Origin of the sequence: Pseudoramibacter alactolyticus ATCC 23263 (genome assembly GCF_000185505.1) — a bacterium.
Lineage (GTDB): Bacteria > Bacillota > Clostridia > Eubacteriales > Eubacteriaceae > Pseudoramibacter > Pseudoramibacter alactolyticus.
Window position 1 is genome coordinate 2,032,986 of the sequence record NZ_GL622359.1, and the last position, 22,556, is coordinate 2,055,541.

Sequence of the window (22,556 nt, forward strand, 5' to 3'; positions counted from 1 at the left end):
ATGTGAAATCACACGATTTGGCTATTAGGGAGTTAAACGAACGGATCAGAAGAATTGACGATGCGACGTTAAAACTTAATGAAGTGATTGAGAAAATCAGTACATTCGGGCTGGACTATGAAAAGATGACGGAAGCACAGCAATATGAGTTGGGTGCGTATGTCAATCTTATGAATGCATCCACGCAGTTGCTTGTCAACCCGATTATGGGACTGAGGCCGAAATATAACGAAGAAGATTTTAAAAAGTATAAGATAGCCAAGAACAAGTATGAACTTAGTGAAAAAGAGCGCGCATTGATTATTTATCTGGCCAATCTTTTATGTGAAATCGAAATAAAGGATACGGATAAAAAGCCGTTATGGAAGTATTTCAAAAATGATGAGAAGTTTCTGACAGCAATGAAACTGTCAAAAAAGGATTTTTTTGATATTATTGAAATGGCGGAGACTATAAAGACTGGTTAGAGATGGTGAGCGTATAAATGCCGCCAGATAAAATTAATTGGCATGATGTCTGAAGAATTTGATCTTAACAAAATGGAAGTGGAATTGTTTTGCAGATGAAAGATAGAGCAATAGCCGGTAAGCAGTAGATTACGTTTCGATCAATGATGAAGAGAGGTCTTCGGATAAATGGGCGGAATTCTTTGTTAAAAAGCTGATGCAAAGCATAGAGTCGGACAGGAATTCCGAGTTTTGGCCGTTAAAAGACAGTTGAGGGGATGGATATTTTTGAGAACGGATGACGAAAATGTGAGAGGGTTGGGTTGCCAAGTTAGATGCCGGGGGCGGGTGCGCAAGATAGATGTCAGGGGCTTATTGAGTGTTCGGGATAGATGTTAGAGCTGGAAAGGCGCAAAATAAAGCAGAAGGTCACGGGATGTTAATTCGCGTTGCTTGAGGCAACGGAGCAGAATGAGGTAAGGTATTTGCGAAAGGGGGTTTTGATCATGCTTAGTGAAAACATTAAAACGATCAGAAAATCAAAAGGACTTTCGCAGGACGAACTTGCAGTTAAGCTGAACGTAGTACGACAGACCGTATCCAAATGGGAAAGGGGATTATCAGTTCCCGATTCTGAGATGCTGATTTCCATATCGGAAGTGCTTGAAACGCCGGTAAGCACGCTGCTTGGAGAAAGTATTAATGAGTCGGAGGCAAGCGAACTAAAGGCGATTTCTGAAAAACTTGAAGTCATTAATCTTCAGCTGGCGCAGCGAAAAGAACGAAGCAGACGATTGCTGCATGGATTATTTATCATCTTGTGTGCCATCACGGTTCTTATCTTTGCGGTCATTGGCATAGCTGGCAGCCCTTATCTTGGGTGGGATTATAGCGATCCGGAAATTGCGGTTGCCGGTACGTTATTTCATGCGTTTGAGTTTGTCTTTGTAAGAATGGCACCGATTATTTTCATCGCCGGCATTATTGGAAGTGTTCTGACAAGAAGAAAAGTATAAAAATAGTTGCTGACAAAAAAGAGCAAGCTGCCCTATAGGTAAATCCCAAGGGCAGCTTGCTCTGTCTCTGTCTAAGTTTCAACTTGTCAAAAAATCAAAAATTTGGAGTCGCTCTTATATTTTGTAATGTCAATGTTGACGCCGGATTTGAATTCGACGGTAAATGTCTCTGCATAGACGGTAATCTTCTGGATGAGTTTCCGGACGTCTGCCTTATCAAATTTGCGGATGCCCGTTTTCTGCCCGGCGATGAAGTCCTGCAGCTCCTTGATTCGGTTTATGGCTTCTTCCCGGCTGTGGCTGTTGATGGTGGCTCTTTCCTTTTGCTTGCGGAGCCGGAAGGTCTCGTCTGCGATGGCATTGTAGTCCTGCTTCAAGCCTCGTAGCAATCTTGTCCATGCTGGAGCCCTCCAGGTACTCGCGATAGATTCGTTTTACGACCTTTCCCTGCTGGTATCGATATAAAGTCCAATTTTCACGTTCTGGCTGAGGATTGGCTCTTTCTGCTGGGCAAGGCTGGCCATGATCGTGATCAGCACCTCGCTTTTGGCATCCATTGTGTTGATGGACTCTTTTTCAAAATAGACCGAGATGTTCTTGTCCTTGAGTTGTCGGATGTACTGCAGACAGTCGAGGGTGTTGCAGGCAAAACGGGAAATCGATTTGGTGATGATCATGTTGATGTTCTCAGCCATGCACTCGTCGATCATGCGGTTGAATTCGTCTCGCTTTTTGGTGTTGGTGCCGGAGATGCCGTCATCCGAGAAAATGTCCGCCAGCTCCCACTGTGGATTTTGCTGAATGTATTCTGTGTAGTGACTGACCTGCACATCGTAGCTGGTTTCCTGCTTATCGGAATCGGTACTGACTCTGCAGTAGGCAGCAACACGGAGTTTAGGCGCATTGTCCTTGCTGACGCTGTTTCCGACCTTAGGTCTAGCCGGGATAAAGGTTACGTTTGCCATCTTATATCACCGACCTTTCAATCAGGCTGTAAAGGTACTCGGCCTGAAGTGCGGGATCGTCATAGCTCTTTTCAGGCTTTTCAAAATGGAAATGTACAGGTGCTGTCTGAGCAGGTTTATCTTTCTTTCTGTTAAGCCTTCCGAGTGCTTCTGCCCGACGCTGCTTTTCCGACTCAGCTTTATCGAAGGTTTCCTTGAAAATCCAAATACCGATTGTCCGGTTGGCGGGCATATTTACCTGATTCTGGATGATAAACTTGAGCGCGTGCAGAGTGCAATGGAAAAGAAAATGGCAGCGATAACCGTGGCGGATGTAATAGGGGATACTGAAAAGTACGCAGGTCAAAAAGAATTAGGTTAATATAGAAAATATGATCATAATTTCCGAGGCTTTCGGATAAAATTCGAAGGCCTCAAATTTTTTGATGTATCTATTGACATTACAACGAGATCGTGATATTCTTTGCCTGTAATCAAGAGAGTTATAACATAAAAGCTTTTAGGGAGGCAATCAACATGAGAATTGCAGTAGTAGCAGCAAATGGACGAGTAGCAAACAAGGTTATCGAGGAAGCAGTAAACAGAGGATTTGAGGTTACGGCTTTCGGACGCAAGGAGAACAATACCAAAGCACAGACCTACGTTCAGAAGGATTTGTTTGATCTGACAGTAGAGGATCTGAAGGGCTTTGATGCAGTCGTGGATGCATTCGGAGCATGGACGGAGGACACGCTTCCTCAGCACAGCACATCGCTCAATCATCTGTGTGATATTCTGTCCGGGACAGATACTCGCCTTCTGGTTGTCGGCGGTGCAGGTTCCCTCTATGTTAATCCGGAACATACTACATGTGTCTCTGACGGCACGGATTTCCCCGATGCCTTCAAGCCTCTCGCTGCGGCAATGGCCAAGGCACTCGGCGAGCTTCGTGAGCGCAAGGATGTGAAGTGGACGTATATCAGCCCGGCGGGCGATTTTCAGGCTGACGGCTCAAGGGACGGGGCATATATCCTCGGCGGTGAAGAGCTGGTTCTCAACGATAGAGGCGAGAGCATCATCAGCTATGCGGATTATGCCATTGCTATGGTTGATGAGATTGAAAGCGGCAACCACATTCAGCAGAGAATTAGTGTGGTTAGAAAGTAATTGCCGATGACTCAGTTACCAGTAATTTCTGCCCTGTGGAGTAATTTTTATCTGCAGGGCAGAATTGCAGGAGAAGTTAAATGGATACACGGGAATATTTGAGAATTCTTGTGGAGGAAATCCACTCTGCCATCGTCGCTACAATCGATAAGGACGGTCATCCGGTTACCAGAGCAATCGATATGATGCTGTGGGATGACAACGGTGTGTATTTTCTGCCGGCAAAAGGAAAAGAGTTTTATAGACAGCTGCAGGAGCAGCAATATATATCATTGTCTGCAGTCAGGGATAAGAAAGCGATTTCTCTTCGCGGTTGTGTTGAGAACATCGGCAGTGAGAAGCTGGATGTTATTTTCGAGAAGAATGAATATATGCAGAAAATCTATCCCGGTGATACCAGAAACGCACTTGAAGTTTTCCGTCTGTATGATGCGCAGGGCGAATTCTTTGATATAAGTGATCCGTCTCATGTGACGAGAGGAGCGATTAATATTGGTATAAAACCGGAACTGATATCCGGCTTTTTTGTAGGGGAAGGCTGCATAGGATGCAGAAACTGCTCGGTTGTTTGTCCGCAGAGTTGTATTGATAGCAGCAGTATTCCTGCCGTCATCGATCAGAACCGATGTCTCCATTGCGGGCGATGTGCGGAAGCGTGCCCGGTTGGCGTGATTGAAAGAAGGCGATGGTATGACGCAGGAAGAAAGAAGGACGTATCTGATAAGGCGGCTCCTGTCGGAGAATATTGAATATAAGGGATGTGAGGTTTCACAAGAAGAAGCTGGTCAGCGGCAGCTTTTAAGAGGACTCATGAATGTAAGAATGCCTGCTGATGCAGATGATGAATTTGTCCGTGTTCAGGATGAGTATCTCCAGAAAGAACAGAAAGCCAAGGGTGTTGTGGATGTGAATACCCTTAAAGAAGTTGAGCCGGGAATCTGTCTCTGGAAGGGCGACATTACCAGACTGAATGTGGAAGCCATCGTAAATGCCGCGAATAGCGGAATGACTGGCTGTTACAGGCCGAATCATAACTGCATTGATAATTGCATCCACACTTTTTCCGGGATTCAGCTGCGAAAAGAATGCTCAGATATCATGGTTGCACAGGGATTTGAAGAACCGACCGGTCAGGCAAAAATCACACCGGGTTATAACCTTCCGGCAAAATACGTGATCCATACTGTCGGGCCGATTGTATCCGGACGTTTGACGAAAACGCATGAAGCGCAGCTGGCGTCATGCTACAACTCCTGCCTTAAAACAGCGGCAGAAAATGATTTGTCGAGTATTGCATTCTGCTGTATTTCAACAGGAGTATTCATGTTTCCAAATTATAGAGCAGCGGAAATTGCCGTGCAGACGGTAAGAGAATTTCTGAAAAAATCTACATCAGTAAAGAAGGTGATCTTCAATGTTTTCAAAGAATACGATCTCGAAATCTACCGGGAACTGCTCGGATAAAATAAAAAAATTCAAAGCAGTGTTGGATGCCGCTGATGCTGTCGTTATCGGTGCAGGCTCAGGCTTGTCCACGGCTGCCGGATTTAACTATTTCGGAGAGCGGTTTCACAAATATTTTCAGGACTTCATAGATAAATATGGCATCCGTGATATGTATTCCGGAGGCTTCTATCCGTTTCCTTCTGCTGAAATTCAATGGGCATGGTGGAGCCGTCATATATGGCTGAATAGATACGTGAAAGCGCCGAAACCGGTTTATTCAGAATTGCTGGATCGGGTGAAGGATATGGATTACTTTGTGCTGACAACAAACGTTGACCACCAGTTCCAGCAGGCAGGTTTTAACAAGAAACGACTTTTTTATACACAGGGTGATTATGGTTTGTTCCAGTGCAGCAAGCCATGTCATAATGAGACTTATGATAATAAAGAGATTGTACGAGACATGATTGAAGCGCAGGGATTTGTTATAGAAGGTGATGACTCGCTTACCATTCCGGTGGGTGCAGAGATTGCAATGGAAGTGCCAGAGAAACTTGTCCCTCGTTGTCCTGTTTGCAAAGAGGAAATGACAGTGAATCTGCGGTGTGACGATTCATTTGTTGAGGATGAAGGCTGGCACAGGGCAGCAGATTGTTATTCAGAGTTTATCAGACGGCATAAAAACTCAAATATTGTCTACCTTGAACTTGGAGTGGGAATGAATACGCCGGTTATTATCAAGTATCCGTTTTGGCAGTATACAGCACAGAATCTTAAGGCATATTATGTATGCCTGAATTTGAATGAGGCTTATGTGCCAGACGAAATAGCTGACAGGTCAATTTCTATTGATGGAGATATTTTAGACGTTATAAAAAAATTATGAATTAAAGAGCAAGCTGCCCTATAGGTAAATCCCAAGGGCAGCTTGCTCTGTTTCTGTCTAAGTTTCAACTTGTCAAAAAATCAAAAATTTGGAGTCGCTCTTATATTCTGTAATGTCAATAATGAAATATTGTGGTATAAGCATTGACTTCATCTTTAAGAACGGCATGCTGAATTGCGTCCCGGCAGCCTGGACATTCAGACTTTCAAAGCTTTTGTCCCCATTGATTTCTATTCCTTTCATCTGCGCATGGCAACCTGGTTTGACCGGATACCATTCTTATGGGATGCAGCTTCTCAATTTTTATTTCTGCTGCGTTTGTTTTGCTCTTTCTTGTTTATCCAGCGCTTTTCCCTCTTTTTCTATATCTTTAAGGTTGCCCCCCGTACTGCTAAACCCCGTCCAGTATTTGCTTTGCGGATCCAATCGACTGGTGGAAGGAATATAATAAACGAACTCTCCCTTTCGCGCCTTTATCGATTCAATGTATTCTTTCGATTCTTTTTCTCGCTTTGTGTTCTCAACTTCCAGGATTTTACTTATCTTCTTATATCTTTTCTCTGCAAGTTTTTTCAGCTTTTGCGCCACGACGCCATTTTTTTGATATAGTCCTGCGTATTCACCACTATCGTTGGAAGATGTCCCGCCATACATAATTAAAGTATTTAATGCATTTTTTTCGACGATTGGGCCTCTTTCCGAGCGGATTCTATTGTGCGTCAGGCCGGCTTCCTGACGTCCTGAAACTCTCATGATCATGTTATCATCAAGGAGCTCCCATTTATAATTGGTGTAAGAAAGTTCATGGATTCTCTGCAGTTCTGAAGTTAACTTGTCCGCGTCTCTTGCAGAAGAATAATAACCGCCTCCGGCTTTTGCAATTTCTTTAAGTACACTATCTTGAGTTGCATCGACATTAAAGCCGACAATACCGAGAACAATGTCGGTTTTTCCATTTTTAAGTCTTTTTGCAACTGTTGCAGGATTTTCTCCGCAGGTTTCGATGCCGTCTGTTACAATATAAAGAATATTAAGGTTCTTTTTCCCCCTTAAATTTACTTAAATCTTTTGTCCCCTCTTCAATAGATTTTGAAATTGAAGTCCAGCCCGTAGGCTTCAAAGACGCAAGATCCGACTCAATTCCCTGAACGTCCAGCTTTTTAATGGGATGAATTAGTTCATTGGCATTGCAGGATTCTTCCTTTTTCGTATTTGAATTGTCTCCTTTATGGCCAAAGACACGGACCCCCACATTTGCGTTTGCCGGCATCTCTGACAAAACTTTACCGATCGATGATTTTGCAATATTCATCATCGACTCACCGTTAATCCGTTTGGCCATAGAACCTGAACAATCCAACACAATTTCCACGTTCACATTGGCATTTTCTCTTATTTTTCTGTGAGTAAACTGGTCTTTGCCATCATTTTTAAAAATCACATAACTGAAACGTTCGATAGGTTCAACTGGCTCATAATCATAAGCGCCAATGTATAATAACTGTTTGAAAAGGCGCGCGATCTCTTTATCAGAAGCATCTTCATCCAATTTATGGCTAATTTTTTTCAGTTCTTTTTGAGCGTTCTTCCACCATTGATTCATATTGTCCGAATAGTTGTCTTTATAAACGCTGGGTTGGGGACAAATACCTCCCGGGGCATCGGCAATCGCTTCATAGTTATATTTTATATCAGGGAGTTTTCCGTTTACCCCCTTACCACTCTGAAGCTCATTTTCGCTGGAAGCCTTTTTTTCTATTCCTTTTTTATTTCCGCATCCGGTCAGAGCCGTACTGCTTATCAGCATTATAGCAAGCATCATGCAAAGTATTTTTTTCATAATCTCTCCTTATTTCACCATATTATGTGTTTTTATTGTTTAGACGATCGTATCTCACGCATCTCATTGATGTTAGAAATATGGAAAAATATCGAAACAATAATCGTCACAAGAAACGCGATGGTAAAAAAACGTTCGCTCTTCATTAAGTTCAAACCGACACTACGAAATTTGAAATACCAATATGTATATATTCCGAGGTCTGTAAAAATATATAACCGGAGAATAAAATTCATTTTTGAATTTACAAAGTCTTTTCTCCAAAATAAAAATTGAAAAATTAGTGACGAGAACAACAAAACCAATGGTGCTGAATAAATCTTCCAGGTGATTCTCCAGAAAGAAGAAACACGCATTAATGTCATAATACCTTTATATGCATCATTTTTCTCCTTATTATTCGTGATTTCCCTTCCAAAAGAATCAATAATCTTGCCGTTTTCTACATAAATTAGCACGGGCACCCTGCTGATCTTATATTTATTACAGACCGGGAGAATCTCATATTCTGGCAATTTCTTTTTTGTCCTAAAATAGTCTGTATTGAAATACCATATTTGTTTATTCTCCCGCTGTGAAGCCAACTGCAATATCGGATAGAATATTTGGCAGGAAGGACAGGATGGTCGCCCGAAATAGATATATCCGCTTTTTATGTTCTCAACTTCTCCAAGACGCGTCATCTGTCTAATGTTTTCATGGCTATTTAGCTGGGCTGTCATCCCTATGCTGAAAATGAATGGAATAATGAAAAGAAATAATATTAACCCCTGTTTGCCGGATGTATTTTTCACTTATCTATCCTTAAAAATACGATCGATTCGAATACATTAAAATTTTTTGGCGATTTTTTATCGCCATCACACGGACACGGTCATCAATGGCACTGCCATGAAATAAGTTCAACAACCTGTTGCCTGCCTTTCTGGAATACTTTTTTCGAAAACAAAATACGCAATAATCCGTAAAATTAAGCCCGCCGATAGAAAAATTCCAAATTATTTTAAGGGATTGGCCAACGTCTTCAACGAAAACCGGCCGCTCATTAAGGTATTTTTGATTGTCAGCTGCCTTTTTTGTTTGCAACGCTTTTATTCATTTTAGAGATTAAATATGCAATTTTTATCTTATAATATCATTGTTATGGACTGTTTGTAAAATTTGTTTATCTATATTTGATGAACAGATGAATTCCGATTGATCTGCCCCATTTCTTTTTCCGCCGGCTTTTTCTGGCATGTTCAACCATACCGAACAGCTGTGGGATGGGGATCCGGGTGTGTTCTTTAGCGCAGAGGCGCAGGATACCGTTAAGGCATCGATTCATGTCCGTGGACGGGACTTTCATTTCCTTTCGTAAACGGAGGTTTTCCCGTTGACAGTCTCTGTGATAAGTGTTATCCACACAGATGTTACAATCTCTTCATTGCTGCGCCTTGTGATTGTTTAAATGGCAAGGGCCGTTAAAGATAAAAGGTGAGGCATTCGAGGCAGATTGGGAAGTCGGTGTTTTTTATGAAAAAACACGGCCGAAGCCGCGCTTAAAAAATATTAAAATAAAAGATAGAGTTTATCCGGCGATTAAGAAGAAGCCGAGAACAATGATTTCCAGCACGATGCGGTACCAACCGAAAGCTTTGAAGCCGTGCTGCTTGATGGATTGCATCAGGAAGCGGATGGCGAAAATCGAAACGGCAAAGGCCACGATCATGCCAACGGGCAGGATGCCCAGTTCGCCGCCGGCAAAGCGATGGAACTTGAGCAGTTTGATCAGCGAGCCGCCGAATATCGCCGGAATGGCCAGAAAGAATGTGAACTCTGCGGCGGCGCAGCGGCCAGCGCTTTTGCGCGATGCAGGAGGGTTTTTAGCATCGCTTGCCGCGATGGCTGACCCTTGGGTCTTTGGAAGAAAGCGTGAAAATCACAGATAATGCAGCAAGGATATCAGTGACGGCGGCTGCCAGGGTAAGCGGGGAATCAGAAAGGATCCCCTGCTTTTTTTATGTTCAAAAAATGTCCAAAGCGGAACTTATGTTTTCGCATAACAATCGCAGATATAAAAGTGCCGGCAGCAAAGGACAGAATCTGTTGAACTTTATTCTCCTGCTCCGGGCCGGTACGCCTCCCTTTTTCGGTATTCTGAAGCGAAGGGGAACTTTTTGGCATATTATGGCTGCCGCTTTTGTTACCCTGTTGATTCTCTGACCGCCAAAGAGGCGGAAAGAAGGAGTTGCTGCGGATCGACGGCATGGTCGGCATCGGCCTCGATGGCGCGGATTGTGATATCGGCGGCCTGACGGCCGATTTCAATGCCCGGCAGTTCCATGGAGGTTAGAGTGGTTTCCAACATGGGACCGACGCGGTAACCCGTCATGCTTAAAACCCGGATATCGTCCGGTGCTTTCAGGTCATTCTCTTTTAAGGCCCGCAAGGCGCCCATCCCCTGGGAATCGGTTGCCACCAAAACGGCATCCAATGCTTCTCCTCGGTCGATCAAAAGGTTGGTGCAGTCATAGCCATAATGCATCCCCCGCAGGACTGCCGTCTTTTCAACCGTGATGGGATTAAGGCCATATTGGTGGATGGCCTTTAAATAGCCTTTATAGCGATCCTGATAGGGAGGGATTTGCATGGAGCCGTTCACCAGGGCGATCTTTTGGCAGCCTTTCTCGACGAGATAGGAGACAGCCTTGTAGCCGATTTCCACATAATCCACAACGACGCTGCTCATTCTGGCGTCGTGCTGGCGGATAATCTGAGTGACGGGAAGACCGCTGACCCTGATATCCCGCAGCAGACGGGTGTTGGTGCCGGTGGCGGCGATGATGATGCCGTCGACGAAGCCGTTTCGCAGCCGGTTCAGGCATTGTTTTTCAGTGTTTGGATCGTCCAATGTGTTGCATAAGAGGGTATAGTAGCCCCGTCTTCGGGCCTCTTCCTCGATACCGAAGGTCACTTCGGCGAAGATGGAAAAAGTCAATTTCGGGACGACGACGCCGATGGTATTTCGTTTGCCATGGCGCAGCTCCCGCACCAATACATTGGGCTGGTAGGAGAGTTCTTTGACGGCGGCCAAAATCCGCGCTTTGGTGTCCGGGTGTACATAGGACGTATTGTTGAGCGCCCGGGAAACGGTGCTGACATCGACATGGGCAAGTTTGGCGACATCTTTTAAAGTGGTCATGATAGGATCCTCCGATTTTGCGTTTTTAAGAGGAGAAGCGTGTTGCAATTATATTTTTAATTCAAGTATAACGATTGGCAGCTTTATATGCAACGTTTGTATTTTTTCGAATGGGCGGCGATCGTCGGAATAAAAAAAAGAAGACCGCAAAAATGCACAAAAGCCAAACGCGTTTCTGCAAGGAGACAACAAAATATGCAAGAAATTGTAAACCGCATGCAAGAAATTGCAGGGGCCGGCAAATGGCTTATCAGCCTCTGCGGATCGTGCTATAAATGTAATCGAGAAGTGCAATCGATTGTACAAAGCAACAGGTTGTCGCGAAGCCTGGAGCAAATTGGTGATTTGAAATGATAAGGAGATTATGATGGCTAAAACAGTGACTTTTAAAACGATTTTCCCGGCAGTTTCCGTTCCTCTGAATGACGATTATTCCATTAATGAAGAAGAATTCAGGGTGTATCTTCGATGGATCAAAAGTTTCTACGATAAGGGCATTCAAGGGCTGGTTTGCAACGGCCATACGGGTGAGATCACGGGACTGACCAGAGCAGAAAGGAAGAGAGTGACCGAAATCTGCGCTGAGGAATGCGGCGACATCATGACGATCATCTCCGGTGTTAATTGTGAGAACACGGCCGAATCCATCGAGATGGCAAAAGAGGCCAAGGAAGCCGGCGCGGACGGCATCCTCCTGATGCCTCCGCATATGTGGCTTCGCTTCGGCATGAATCCGGATGCGCCCTTCGAATATGTGAAGGATGTGGCGGAAGGCGCGGACATCGATATCATCATTCATCTGTATCCGGCGACGACAAAAGCTACCTATCCGGTGGAAACGCTGATCAAGATGTGCAGGGAAATCGATCACGTGAAGTGCATTAAAATGGGCACCCGCGTGACCCCGATTTATGAGCACGATGTGCGGCTGCTCCGTCAGGAATGCCCGGATATTTCCCTCATCACCTGCCACGACGAAACCCTCTGCGTCAGCTGGTTCCCGGGGATGGACGGCGCACTGATCGGCTTTGCCGGCTGCGTTCCAGAATTGATCACGGCGGCATGGGATGTTTTTAGGCATCCGGATCAGCATACCTTAAAGGAAGCGCAGGAAGCCTCGAACCGCATCTATCCCATCAGTCAGGCCATTTACGGCGGCGGTCAGCCTTCCGGCGAAGCCCATGCCAGACTGAAGGAAGCCCTCCGGCAGAGGGGGGTCTTCCAATCCGCGCTGATGCGAAAGCCGGTGCTTCCCCTGGATCAGGGACAGAAGGATTGGGTGGCCAACGGCCTTAAGCTCAGTCGGCTTCCCCAGGTCGATATGAATCAATACAAATAAGCAGGGATGAGAACGCGGGTGTTTGCCTGATGAAATAAACCTGGTGAGCACCCGCCCTTTTTATAAACGAAATGAATCGCTGGGCCGCGCGGGGGACGCAGCGAGCGGTGTGCCGATTTGCTTCCGATGGGCGAATGCGCCGTTTGTACACATCCCGATGATTTTCGGATGGAGAAGGCGGCGCGCGTCTCGGCTTCATCGGGGCAGCTAAAGGAGGAAAAGCTCATGGCTTATGAAAATACAAAGGTAGGGGGAACGGTCGAGGAGCGTCTCGGATTTGATCCGACACAGGTAGAAAAACTTTCGGTTAAAGCGCTGCTGAAAAAGGTCGGGCCGGGCATCATCTTGACCGGTATTGTGATTGGCCCGGGCAACATTACGACATCGGCCATGATGGGATCCGATTATGGCTATTCGATGATGTGGATTTTGATTCCCATCATCATTATGGGCATTACCTTTACGATGACGTCCTATCGGATCGCGATTATGACCGGCATGCCCATTTTGCATGCCATCCGGCACTATTATGGCGGCGCGGCCTCCGCCTTTTGCGGGATTGCGCTTTTTTTGTCCTGCTTCTTTTTTACGCTGGGCAATATTTCAGGGACCGGGGCCGGCATGAATCTGATGTTTGGCATCAACTGGAAACTGGGAGCCCTGATCATGTTGGCTGTCCTGGCCTTTTGTTATCTGACAAAAGGGGTTTACAGTAAAGTGGAGAAAGGCATTCTGATCTGCATTATCGGCATGATCGTGGCCTTTTACGCGACCCTGGTGGCAACAGGCGGCCCCAATTGGGGACAGTTTGGCCGCGGCCTAACCCATTGGTCTTTTGCGAAAGGCTCCTTCACAACCGCCCTGGCCTATGTGAGCACCAATGCGGCCGTCACGGCGGGCATTTACGGCACCTATCTGGGGCTGGAGAAAAAATGGCGCAAGCAGGATCTGTTTAACGGCGCAATGCGGGCGGATGCCATCACCCATGTTATCTCTGTGGTTTTGATCTCCGGCGCTATCGTTTTGGTCGGCGCCATCGTGCTGCATCCCCATCACATTGCGATTAAAGCACCGGCTCAGCTGGGGGATCTGCTGCGCCCGTTCTTGGGCAATGCGGCCCCCATTGTCATGGGTATTGCCATTGTCGGCGCAGGGTTTTCCTCTTTGCTGGGCAATACACAAAGAGGGGTCGTTCTCTTTCAGGCGGGGATGGACAAGGATATCGGTCTGGAATCAAAGGCGGTTCGGATTGGCTGCCTTCTTTGCCTGGCGATTGCCACGGCGATCTGCTTTGCCTACGGCGGCTCTCCAACCCAGCTGATCTTTATTGCCAATGTCGCGACCTCCGTTGCGACGCCGGTCGCCGGCCTTTTCATGGTTTTAATCGTCTGGAAGGGAGAGCTTTATACCGGCTACAAGGTGCCGAGAGCGCTGCAGGTGTCTATGACCATTTGTTATATCTTTGCAGTCTACATGACCTTCATCGCTTTGCAGAAAAATTTCGCTGCTTTGATTCAGATTTTCTGAAAAGTTACCGGCGGCGGGAATCATAAGGACGGCATGTGCCCGAAGGCCGCACGATTCGAGACGGTTTCTGGCACCGCGTGCGGTAATGGCCGGCCTTGAAGCCTCAGAAGAAAACGTGGAAGCGACAGATAATGCGGCAAAGGTATAAGCGACGATCGATAGTGCGAGCAGGGAATCAGAAGGGGTTCCCTGTTTTTTTGTATTAAAATCCCCGACGCCGCCTCCTGTGATCGGGACCATGGATAAAGACAAGCCGACTTGGACGCTGGCGGCGCACGTCGGGATCATCGGGCACGATCGGCCGCTGCTTTCGGCGGTGCCGGCATGGGCGTCCGGCAGCCGCGAACAAGAAGATCAAACAAGGCCCGCGATGGAACAAACGGAATAAAACCGTAACGATCAGTGACAAATTGCGAGCGGCTGCGGGAAAATTTGAATGGATAACCGGGGGAACAAAAATGAATGACAGCATTGGAAACATGAAGATGAGAAGAAGCATTCGGCAATACAAGCCGGATAGGGTGTCTCCGGATGGGATCGCCCAAATTATTGGGGACAGACTGTTCGCCGCTAATGGCATGGGTAAGCAGTCGCCGACGATCGCGGTTTTTTAGCATTGTCAATTTGCGCCGTGATACCCGCGAGGTCAATGCCCCGGCATGCGCCGTCAGCCGGAGAAAACTGGCTTTGAATACTGCGGCATCATTCGCGTTGCCGATGACGGCCTCCGAGTGGCCTATCAAAAGCCCGTGTTTTGGTGGCATTCATCCGGGCCGGCATTGCAAAAGCGCGGAATAATAGCGGCGTTGGGATCGAAAACCGGCGCTTTTTTGTGTGCGGTTGTGAAGTGGTCGTGCCGCAATAGGAAAATTTCTGCGAAAAGAACACTTTGTGATATAATTATTTTATTACGTTTTAAATTTTTGAAGGACTTTCGGCGCGGACCTGTTGGGTCCGTTATAAAAATGAAAACAGAAGCCTGAAGGAGGAACCCAATGTTCAAATCTGCCGCCGGGACTGCCCCGATGCAGCCGTTCAAAGCCCGTAAGCCGCGTAAAAAATGGCCGCTGTCCATTAAGATTTTCATCGCACTGGTCTTCGGCATTCTTGTCGGTCTGTGTTTTATGAAAAATCCGGGTTTTGCCACTCGGTACATTCAGCCTTTTGGGACTATTTTTCTCAATTTGATTAAATTTGTGGTGGTGCCCATCGTCTTCTTCTCGATTATCAGCGGGGTGATCTCCCTCAGCGATATTCGGGAGGTGGCGGAAATCGGCGTGCGGACCATTATTTTTTACATCTGCACGACGGCTTTTGCAGTGACCATCGGCCTTTTGATCTCCAACGTGTTCAAGCGGTTTTATCCGGTGCTGTCGGTGTCCGGCCTGCATTACAAAGCGACGAAGGCGCCGAGCGTTATGGAAACCATCGTCAACATGTTTCCGTCGAATATCGTGGCGCCCTTTGCCAACGCGGCCATGCTCCAGGTGATTGTGGCGGCGCTGCTCTTTGGTTTCGGTATCATTTTGGCCGGAGAGAAGGGGAAAAACTTTGGGCAGTTTTGCAACAGCGCCAGCGAGGTCGGCCTTAAAATCATGGAAATGATTCTGGTTCTTTCGCCCGTCGGGGTTTTTTGCCTGATGGTGCCCGTGGTGGCGGAAAACGGCCCGGCCGTGTTGGGAAGCTTGGCCATGGTGTTGCTTTGCGCCTATATCGGCTATGTGATTCACGCGGTGCTGGTTTATTCAAGCAGTGTGCGCCTGATGGGAGGGCTGAGCCCGCTGACCTTTTTTAAAGGGGAAATGCCGGCCATTCTTTTTGCCTTTTCGAGCGCCTCTTCCGTCGGAACCCTGCCCCTTAATCTCGAGTGCACCGAGAAGCTGGGCGCCCGCCGGGAAGTGGCGAGCTTCACCTTGCCCCTCGGTGCGACGATTAATATGGACGGCACGGCGATTTATCAAGGGGTGTGCGCGATTTTTATCGCCAGCTGTTTTGGCATTCACCTGGGCCTGTCCCAGCAGATTATGATTATTTTAACGGCGACCCTGGCGTCCATCGGGACGGCCGGCGTGCCGGGCTCCGGAATGATCATGCTCGCCATGGTGCTTCAAAGCGTGGGGCTGCCCGTGGCGGGGATTGCGCTGGTGGCCGGAGTGGACCGGATCTTCGATATGGGGCGCACCACGGTGAACATCACCGGAGACGCGGCCTGCACCATTGTGGTCTCTAAGATGATCGATCGTCTGGAAGCCAAGCGGGCAAGACGGTCGCCGCGGGTGCCCGTCGGCGATGCGGCCGGCCAGGAAGATGATGGCCCCGAGGCATAAGCTTGCAAAGGCGCCAATTGAGGGAGGATGCGGCCTTCCATGAAAAAAGTACGCGATGTGCGTGCTTTTTTCATGCCCGGATGCGGGACATTATTGTTTGTTTTTGGTCAGCGCTATGCAGGATAGAACCGCCCATGAAAACGCACCTTCGGGCGCGTTCTTCGTGAGGGACTTGCGGGAAAAGAGAAGGGGATGATGCGCCGGATCAATCGGCGATTCGCGGGAAAGTCATTCATAAAAAATGGAAAGGGAATATTTTTTAGCGAAAATAAAAAACGCGGCCGAAGCTGCGCTTAAAAAATGTTAAAATAAAAGACAGAGCTTATCCGGCGATTAAGAAGAAGCCGAGGACAATGATTCCCAGCACGATGCGGTACCAGCCAAAAGCTTTGAAGTCGTGCTGCTTGATGTATTGCATCAGGAAGCGGATGGCGAAAATTGAAACGGCAAAGGCCACGATCATGCCAACGAGCAGGATGCCCAGTTCGCCGCTGGCAAAGTGATGGAACTTGAGCAGTTTGATCAGCGAGCCGCCGAACATCGCCGGAATGGCCAGAAAGAACGTGAACTCTGCGGCGGCGGTGCGGGAGATGCCGATGAGCAAGGCACCGACGATGGTCGCGCCGGAGCGGGACGTTCCGGGGAAGACGGCGGCGATGAGCTGGAAGAGCCCGATGATGATGGCGTCGCGATAGGTGAACTGGGCAATATCGGTTTTGGCTGGTCTTGCGCCGCGGTTGCGGTTTTCGATGAGGATGAACGCGATCCCGAAGAGGATCAGCATGGCGGCGACGGTCCAGTAATTATAAAAAAGGGATTCGAAGAAATCGTCGAAGGGCACGCCGATCACCGCGGCGGGAATGGTCGCGACGATGATCTTCAGCCACATGGCGATGGTTTCCCGATCGACGATCAGCTGGCCCTCCGGGTCTTTTGTGGTGCGCCGGCGGCGCAGCGGCCAGAGCTTTCGCCAGTAAAGGACGACCACGGCGAGAATGGCGCCCAGCTGAATCACCACCAGATACATGGCGAGGAAGGATTGGCGGACATTGAGCTTGCAGATGGCGTTGAGCAAAATCATGTGGCCGGTGCTGGAGATGGGCAGCCATTCCGTGACGCCCTCTACGATACCGAAGATAATGGATTTAACGATGTTGAGCATAAAAAGATCCTTTCAAAAAATGAATGCCTTTATTATAGCATAAAAGCGGTGCGGCCTCGGATGCATTCAGTTAAAAGTAAGAAAGCCGGATGATGGGAGAAGACAGACAATGAGCAAAGCAATACCGGAAGGACAATGGATTCGCCATTATTGGCAGACGGATGTGATGGCAGTGGCCGCTGTTGCCGGGATGGTGGCCGCGGCAGAGGCCCTTCGCCAGCCGGAGGTGATCTTTCCGGAGATCGCCGCGCTGACCATCGGCGGCTGGGTGGCGGCGAGCCAGCCCTGGATCGTCGGACGCAAAAAGCAATGCGCTCTAATGACGGCGGTGAGCATCCTGGGGATTCTTCTGGCGCGGTTTTCGCCGCTGCCGATGCTGGCGAACGTCGCTTTGGCCTTCGGGGTGATCGCCGGGCTGCTGCTCGTCCTGCACGTTACCTTTTATCCGGCGTTTTCGGCGGGGATCTTGCCGATATTGCTGGGCGTGCGCACCTGGGTGTATCCGATTGCAGTGACGGCGCTGGTCCTACTGGTGGCGCTGGGACAATGGGGTCTTGAAAAAGCGAAGATGCGCAGACCGCTGATGCAAAGACCGTGGCATTATGACGCGCGGCGCCAATGGCTGCGCTTCGGGGGAATTTTGACGGCCGTGATTATTCTGGGCATTATCGGCCGCCGGCTGCACGTGCCGATGCTCATCGCGCCACCGCTTATCGTGGGCGCGGTCGAAATCGCCGATCCAAAGAGCCCGGCAGGTGCGCGGATAGCCGTGTGTTGGGCGGTCGTGGTGATTTGCGCTGTGCTGGGCGCCGGCTGCCGGGCGGTCTTGATGGCTGCCAGCGGTCTGCCGGGATGGGCGGCTGCCGGAGCGGCACTGTTTTTAGTGCTTATGGTTGCCCGCCGGGCGCGGCTTTATTTTCCTCCGGCGGGGGCCGTGGCGTTGCTGCCGTTTTTGCTTCCCGTGTCTGTTCTGCCGCTTTATCCGCTTTCGGTGGCGGCGGGGTTTGCTCTTCTCGGCGGAGCGGCAATGGGGATTCGGCGGCTTCAGAGCGCCTCCTAAGCCGATGATTTAATGGGAAGCGCACAAAAAAGCCGGACATCATGTCCGGCTTTTTTATGCGGAGAAACGGAAGGCTATACCTTGGCGAAGACGACGCCGTCATCGCTGAAGTGATCGATTTTCGCCAGGGCATAAACGTCGTACCCGAGGGCGCGAAAACGGTCGCCGCCGCCCTGGAAAGCTTTTTCGATGGCAATGCCGATGCCGGCCACCGAGGCGCCGGCCTGAGCGCACAAATCCAGCATGCCGGAAAGGGCCTGGCCCACCGCGAGAAAATCGTCGATGATGAGCACGCGGTCATCGGCGTTTAAAAAACGGCGGTCAACGCGGATATCATAGGCTTTTTGCTTCGTGAAAGAAAAAATCCGGCTGATATAAGCATCGCCGGTCAAGGTGACGGAAGTTGTCTTCTTGGCAAAGACCATCGGAACGCCGAGGGCCTGGGCCGTAGAGAGCGCCGTCACGATGCCGGAGACTTCAAGGGTGAGCACCCGGGTAACGCCCCGATCCCGGAAGTGATCGGCAAAAGCCTGCCCGATGGCAGTGATCAGCCCGGGATCCACCTGGTGATTCAGGAAGCAGTCCACCTTCAGAATGTTTCCCGGCAGGACGCGGCCGTCTTTTCGGATGCGGTCTTCCAATAATTTCATAGGTGTGCTCCTCTCTGCGGTTAACGAAAACAATGTTCATAATGAAAGGGATCGAGCTCGGGGCGTGTCGGCGGGGGCAATGGCCGTGGGGGCTCGAAATCGGCGATGCCAAAGGCAGCCGATGGAACCGGTTTTTGTTTGGTTTGGGCGTCTGATAGATTTTTAGGCATTGACGCCGGCGCGCGTCTGCGTTTTTAAAGGCGAAAGCAACGAGACGCTACTGCAGGCTTTCCCAGCCGAACAGGGCCGCGCCCAGCGCACCGATGATTTCCGGTTCGTCGGCGATGAAAAGCGGCTCGCCGAGTTTTTCCTCCAGCACAGCCACCATGCCGGGGTTCTTGGCGACGCCGCCGGTCATCATGATGGTCGGCTCGACGCCGACTTTCTTCATCAGGCCCAGAGCCTTGCCGGCGATGGCCGCGTGCACCCCGTGGGCGATGTCGGCCTTCTCCTTGTTTTGGGCGATCAGCGAGATCACCTCCGATTCGGCAAAGACCGAGCACATGGATGCGATGCGGATATCTTCGCGCCAGTGCCGGGAGATGGCGCCGAGCTCTTCCAGGCTGACCTCCAGGGTGCGGGCCATCATTTCGAGAAAGCGCCCGGTGCCGGCGGCGCATTTGTCGTTCATCACGAAATCGGTCACCTCGCCGGCGGCGTTTAAGTGAATGGCCTTGCTGTCCTGGCCGCCGATGTCAAGGATGGTGCGAACGGCCGGATTCACATGGTGGGCGCCCTTGCCGTGGCAGCTGATCTCGGTGACGTTTTGATCGGCAAAGGGAATGCTGACCCGGCCGTAGCCGGTGGCGACGATCAGCGCAGGGTCTTCCCGGGTGAGTTTCGCCTTGGCGAGCACATTGTCGAGGGAACGTTCGGCGGAGGCGATGGATTTGGCGCCGGTGCGCACCACATCAAAGGCGATGCACTGTTTGTTTTGGTTGAGGACGACGGCGTTGGTGGAGGTGGAGCCGCTGTCGATGCCGACGATCATCATGGGGGTGTCCTTTCTGAGTGCGGGGCGTTGATGCGCTGCGCGCATCAGCCCCTTTTTGGCGGAAAGCTCTTCGATAAAAGCTTCGATGCGGGTTTTGATCTGGCCGAAGCTTTGACGGGTCAGATCCGTTTCGACCCGCAGCACCGGCAGATCGCCCCGGGCCTTGAGTTCGGCAAATTCGTAGGCATATTGGTCGCAGAACTGCACGGTGTGATAGACCAGGCCGTCGAGCCGGTCCGAGAAACCGTCGAGATAGTCAAAGCGATTGGTGGCGCTGACCATGCGCATGCAGGGAAACTGGCAAAGGATCTGCTCGAGATAGCCGCGCAGATCCGCCGGAACGAAATGGCGGTCGAGACCGTTGCAGGTCACGTTAAACAGCACCTCGACACCGCCCGCCTTGAGGAGTTCTGCGATGGCGTCATTGGCCCGGGCCCCGATGAGGCCGATGCGGATGCGATTCGGATCAGCATTGGGGGGAGGGGCGGCTGCCGGCGCCTCGGGCTGAGCCTCGAGATAGATGTGCAGGGCCGCCTCGGTTTCGGCCTTGTCGAAGGGGCGGCCGGCAAAGACGGCGTAGGCATGCATCAGGTCGAGCACGTGCTCTTCGTAAAGGCCGACGGCAAAATCGTTGACCTTGCGGGGCACATCGAGCAGATAAAAAAATTTGTCTGGGTATTGGGCGCGCAGGGTGTCGGCCAGACGCCGGACAGAGTCGCAGCAGGCGGTGAGCACCAGGCCTTCGAGTTCGGGGTTGACCATTACCGCGTCGGCAAAGGTTTCGAGCACGCCCTTCACATAGGAGCAGACATTGGGGTGCATCAGACTGTCGGCTCGGTTGAAGCGGTCCACCTGGGGATCGACGCGCTGCATGGACACGCCGAGGGCGGTGAAGAGTTCCACCGGGGTGTATTTGCAAAGATAACCTAACATGGTTGCCTCGATTCTGAATGGCGATCGCATTGCGATCGCGGTCTACAGCATTTCAAAAAAGGCTTCGAGCCGGGTCTTGATCTGACCGTCGTGGCTGTTGCGCCGATCGATGCCGTCGCCGTCGATCACCAGGGTGAGGATGCCTTCGGCTTTAAGCGCTTCCTTCATCAGCCCCGCGCCGCCGGCCATTTGCTTGCAGCCCCAGTGGCAGAATTCGATCACGCCGTCGGCGCCGGTTTTGGCGATGAGTGCCTTTTCCGCCGCGATGCGCCGCTCGATGGGCCCGACGAAAATATTGCCGAGCATTTTTTTTGCCAGAGATTCCAGAGGATGCGCCGGATCCAGCGGACGGTTATAATCCAGATTCATGTCGCAGGCCTGGATCTGGTAATCGCGGCTGAGGTTGAAATAGCCTTTGAGGGTTTCCTGATAAAAGGGGAGCAGGTGGATCCAGAAGATGGTTTTGCCGTTAAAGGCCGGCCGGTTGACCACATCCCGTTCAAGCGCCTCGTAAAAGTGCAGGATCTCGGGGGTGCCGATGGCCAGATGGCTCGCGAAGAGATTAAACATCTGGATCGTTAACGTCGAGGGATAATAGCGGCCGCGCTGGGCAGCGAGAAAGCGGTCATAGGCCGCGAAGGAGCGGTTTTCCCGGTCGAGGGCCGCCTGCAGCGCCGCTCTGTCAAAGGGGCGGTGGCAAAGATCTTCCAATTCGGCGATGAAATGCCGCAGCTGCTTGACCACATAGGCAATGGCCATCGGCGAGATCTCGTTGGGAATGTCGAGAATCGTCAGGGGGACGCGGCAGGCAGCCGCAGCCCGGCGAAAGGTTTGCACGTTGCCGTCGCAGACGGTAGAGGTGGTTACCGCTGCAGCGGCCGGCGGCATCAGGCCGCTGTCCACCGCGCCGACAAAGCATTTGTGATAGGAGCACAGCGTCGGCGCCATGCCGTCGGCTTCGCTTTGGTTGATGAACCAGTCCTCGATGCCGAAACCTCCGAGAAAAGAGGCCATCATTTCGATGGACAGGCAGTTGATGCCGAAATTCTGCAGGATTTCCACCGGGGTGAAAAGATTCACCCAGGCGGTGTTCTCCGGATGCTCCAGCGCGGCGAGCATGCTCTTCAGCGCGAGCACGTTGAGGTCGGCATAGGGGCGGGGAAGCGCTTTGTCGGCAAAATGCCTTTTCATAAAAGTTTCGTAGTGCAGGCCGATATCGATCAGGCGGCGGCCGGCGGCCGGGCTGTCGGCCATCTTTTTTTTGATGAGATCGCCGTAGCGTTTGATGATGTCCATGGAGTTCCTGGTTTCTAAAATTAAAATGCACTGACCATCATATAAAACAAAATTAAAACGGTGAATATTATACCCGACGCCCATTCAAACCGCAAGCAAGCTTAAAAAGATGCGCGAAAATTTGTGAAATGATTGACACGAAAAGATAAACCGTTGAAAAACGAATACGCTGGTTTCATTTGATAAAAAATGCGCAAAAGGGTGCCACTTAAAGAACCTTGATATTATCGGCTGATTGAGAGCGTATGTTTTTCAAAAAGAACAAGATATAGTATTAACAATCCGACACCTAACGATATCTTGACAAATTGCAAACTATGATTGCCAATCTTTTAAACG

The 22,556-nt window shown here is 50.0% G+C and carries 24 protein-coding genes and 2 pseudogenes; 15 read left to right on the top strand and 11 right to left on the bottom strand.

Annotated elements, in window-relative coordinates; all coding sequences use genetic code 11:
- The first annotated feature begins 2 nt into the window (after positions 1-2).
- Positions 3-467 (top strand): hypothetical protein, encoded by a 465-nt coding sequence (locus HMPREF0721_RS12310; protein WP_006599576.1) that lies wholly within the window; start codon positions 3-5, stop codon positions 465-467.
- Positions 468-952: 485 nt separating this feature from the next.
- Positions 953-1,462, top strand: a complete 510-nt coding sequence (locus HMPREF0721_RS09715) for a helix-turn-helix domain-containing protein (protein WP_040640481.1) — start codon at positions 953-955, stop codon at positions 1,460-1,462.
- Between the two features lie 86 nt (positions 1,463-1,548).
- On the opposite strand, the gene HMPREF0721_RS12485 is transcribed toward HMPREF0721_RS09715, so the two are convergent.
- The gene (locus HMPREF0721_RS12485) at positions 1,549-1,839 is read right to left on the bottom strand and encodes a hypothetical protein (RefSeq protein ID WP_006599578.1); all 291 of its coding nucleotides are present in this window, start codon (positions 1,837-1,839) and stop codon (positions 1,549-1,551) included.
- A pseudogene (locus HMPREF0721_RS09725) lies at positions 1,832-2,427 on the bottom strand (recombinase family protein); the annotation flags it as partial. The gene HMPREF0721_RS12485 and the pseudogene HMPREF0721_RS09725, both read right to left, overlap by 8 nt.
- Before the next feature lie 85 nt (positions 2,428-2,512).
- Here HMPREF0721_RS09725 and HMPREF0721_RS11920 point away from each other — a divergent pair.
- The 5 genes from HMPREF0721_RS11920 to HMPREF0721_RS09750 all read left to right on the top strand — a co-directional run bounded on the left by HMPREF0721_RS11920 (position 2,513) and on the right by HMPREF0721_RS09750 (position 5,905).
- A complete protein-coding gene (locus HMPREF0721_RS11920; protein ID WP_156788735.1) occupies positions 2,513-2,788 on the top strand; it encodes a helix-turn-helix domain-containing protein in 276 nt (91 codons plus the stop codon).
- Between the two features lie 155 nt (positions 2,789-2,943).
- The gene (locus HMPREF0721_RS09735) at positions 2,944-3,573 is read left to right on the top strand and encodes an NAD(P)-dependent oxidoreductase (protein ID WP_040640044.1); all 630 of its coding nucleotides are present in this window, start codon (positions 2,944-2,946) and stop codon (positions 3,571-3,573) included.
- An 80-nt stretch (positions 3,574-3,653) separates the two neighbouring features.
- Positions 3,654-4,322, top strand: coding sequence for a 4Fe-4S binding protein (locus HMPREF0721_RS09740; protein ID WP_006599582.1), 669 nt, complete (start codon positions 3,654-3,656; stop codon positions 4,320-4,322).
- A complete protein-coding gene (locus HMPREF0721_RS09745; protein ID WP_006599583.1) occupies positions 4,264-5,037 on the top strand; it encodes a protein-ADP-ribose hydrolase in 774 nt (257 codons plus the stop codon). Before HMPREF0721_RS09740 ends, HMPREF0721_RS09745 begins: the two co-directional genes overlap by 59 nt.
- Positions 4,988-5,905, top strand: coding sequence for an SIR2 family NAD-dependent protein deacylase (locus tag HMPREF0721_RS09750; RefSeq protein ID WP_040640045.1), 918 nt, complete (start codon positions 4,988-4,990; stop codon positions 5,903-5,905). Before HMPREF0721_RS09745 ends, HMPREF0721_RS09750 begins: the two co-directional genes overlap by 50 nt.
- Positions 5,906-6,208: 303 nt before the next feature.
- On the opposite strand, the gene HMPREF0721_RS12490 is transcribed toward HMPREF0721_RS09750, so the two are convergent.
- The 4 genes and pseudogenes from HMPREF0721_RS12490 to HMPREF0721_RS11595 form a co-directional block, all read right to left on the bottom strand.
- Positions 6,209-6,664, bottom strand: coding sequence for a hypothetical protein (locus tag HMPREF0721_RS12490; RefSeq protein ID WP_006599586.1), 456 nt, complete (start codon positions 6,662-6,664; stop codon positions 6,209-6,211).
- 271 nt (positions 6,665-6,935) lie between these two features.
- The gene (locus HMPREF0721_RS12495; RefSeq protein ID WP_006599588.1) at positions 6,936-7,745 is read right to left on the bottom strand and encodes a vWA domain-containing protein; all 810 of its coding nucleotides are present in this window, start codon (positions 7,743-7,745) and stop codon (positions 6,936-6,938) included.
- Between the two features lie 32 nt (positions 7,746-7,777).
- The gene (locus HMPREF0721_RS09760) at positions 7,778-8,539 is read right to left on the bottom strand and encodes a thioredoxin family protein (protein ID WP_006599589.1); all 762 of its coding nucleotides are present in this window, start codon (positions 8,537-8,539) and stop codon (positions 7,778-7,780) included.
- Positions 8,540-9,315: 776 nt separating this feature from the next.
- Positions 9,316-9,579 (bottom strand): annotated as a pseudogene (locus HMPREF0721_RS11595) (undecaprenyl-diphosphate phosphatase); the annotation flags it as partial.
- A gap of 80 nt (positions 9,580-9,659) precedes the next feature.
- Between HMPREF0721_RS11595 and HMPREF0721_RS09775 the strand changes: the two are divergent.
- Entirely contained in the window at positions 9,660-9,950 is a 291-nt protein-coding gene (locus HMPREF0721_RS09775) for a hypothetical protein (protein WP_156788736.1), read from the top strand.
- On the opposite strand, the gene HMPREF0721_RS09780 is transcribed toward HMPREF0721_RS09775, so the two are convergent.
- Complete coding sequence (locus HMPREF0721_RS09780; protein ID WP_006599594.1) at positions 9,931-10,929, bottom strand: LacI family DNA-binding transcriptional regulator; 999 nt, start codon at positions 10,927-10,929, stop codon at positions 9,931-9,933. The two genes, HMPREF0721_RS09775 and HMPREF0721_RS09780, sit on opposite strands and share 20 nt — an antisense overlap.
- Before the next feature lie 87 nt (positions 10,930-11,016).
- Here HMPREF0721_RS09780 and HMPREF0721_RS11925 point away from each other — a divergent pair, with 87 nt between their 5' ends.
- The 6 genes from HMPREF0721_RS11925 (at position 11,017) to HMPREF0721_RS09795 (ending at position 16,122) form a co-directional block, all read left to right on the top strand.
- The gene (locus HMPREF0721_RS11925) at positions 11,017-11,283 is read left to right on the top strand and encodes a hypothetical protein (RefSeq protein WP_006599595.1); all 267 of its coding nucleotides are present in this window, start codon (positions 11,017-11,019) and stop codon (positions 11,281-11,283) included.
- A 13-nt stretch (positions 11,284-11,296) separates the two neighbouring features.
- The gene (locus tag HMPREF0721_RS09785) at positions 11,297-12,268 is read left to right on the top strand and encodes a dihydrodipicolinate synthase family protein (protein ID WP_040640048.1); all 972 of its coding nucleotides are present in this window, start codon (positions 11,297-11,299) and stop codon (positions 12,266-12,268) included.
- Positions 12,269-12,493: 225 nt separating this feature from the next.
- Entirely contained in the window at positions 12,494-13,795 is a 1,302-nt protein-coding gene (locus HMPREF0721_RS09790; RefSeq protein ID WP_050786992.1) for an Nramp family divalent metal transporter, read from the top strand.
- Between the two features lie 238 nt (positions 13,796-14,033).
- Positions 14,034-14,183 (top strand): hypothetical protein, encoded by a 150-nt coding sequence (locus tag HMPREF0721_RS11930; RefSeq protein WP_006599599.1) that lies wholly within the window; start codon positions 14,034-14,036, stop codon positions 14,181-14,183.
- Between the two features lie 70 nt (positions 14,184-14,253).
- Complete coding sequence (locus HMPREF0721_RS12315; RefSeq protein ID WP_006599600.1) at positions 14,254-14,409, top strand: nitroreductase family protein; 156 nt, start codon at positions 14,254-14,256, stop codon at positions 14,407-14,409.
- A 381-nt stretch (positions 14,410-14,790) separates the two neighbouring features.
- Positions 14,791-16,122 carry a dicarboxylate/amino acid:cation symporter gene (locus HMPREF0721_RS09795; protein ID WP_006599602.1) on the top strand — a complete coding sequence of 444 codons (1,332 nt, stop codon included), beginning with the start codon at positions 14,791-14,793 and terminating at the stop codon, positions 16,120-16,122.
- A 322-nt stretch (positions 16,123-16,444) separates the two neighbouring features.
- Here HMPREF0721_RS09795 and HMPREF0721_RS09800 read toward each other — a convergent pair whose 3' ends face one another.
- Positions 16,445-17,284 carry an undecaprenyl-diphosphate phosphatase gene (locus HMPREF0721_RS09800; protein WP_006599603.1) on the bottom strand — a complete coding sequence of 280 codons (840 nt, stop codon included), beginning with the start codon at positions 17,282-17,284 and terminating at the stop codon, positions 16,445-16,447.
- A gap of 109 nt (positions 17,285-17,393) precedes the next feature.
- Between HMPREF0721_RS09800 and HMPREF0721_RS09805 the strand changes: the two genes are divergently transcribed.
- Positions 17,394-18,344, top strand: coding sequence for a hypothetical protein (locus tag HMPREF0721_RS09805; protein ID WP_006599604.1), 951 nt, complete (start codon positions 17,394-17,396; stop codon positions 18,342-18,344).
- A 74-nt stretch (positions 18,345-18,418) separates the two neighbouring features.
- Here HMPREF0721_RS09805 and HMPREF0721_RS09810 read toward each other — a convergent pair whose 3' ends face one another.
- From HMPREF0721_RS09810 to HMPREF0721_RS09820, 3 genes are all read right to left on the bottom strand, one after another.
- On the bottom strand, positions 18,419-18,994 hold the full coding sequence (locus HMPREF0721_RS09810) for a xanthine phosphoribosyltransferase (protein WP_006599605.1): 576 nt from the start codon (positions 18,992-18,994) through the stop codon (positions 18,419-18,421).
- A gap of 217 nt (positions 18,995-19,211) precedes the next feature.
- On the bottom strand, positions 19,212-20,921 hold the full coding sequence (locus HMPREF0721_RS09815; protein WP_006599606.1) for an acyl-CoA dehydratase activase: 1,710 nt from the start codon (positions 20,919-20,921) through the stop codon (positions 19,212-19,214).
- A gap of 42 nt (positions 20,922-20,963) precedes the next feature.
- On the bottom strand, positions 20,964-22,217 hold the full coding sequence (locus HMPREF0721_RS09820; RefSeq protein ID WP_040640486.1) for a 2-hydroxyacyl-CoA dehydratase subunit D: 1,254 nt from the start codon (positions 22,215-22,217) through the stop codon (positions 20,964-20,966).
- Positions 22,218-22,556 lie beyond the last annotated feature (339 nt).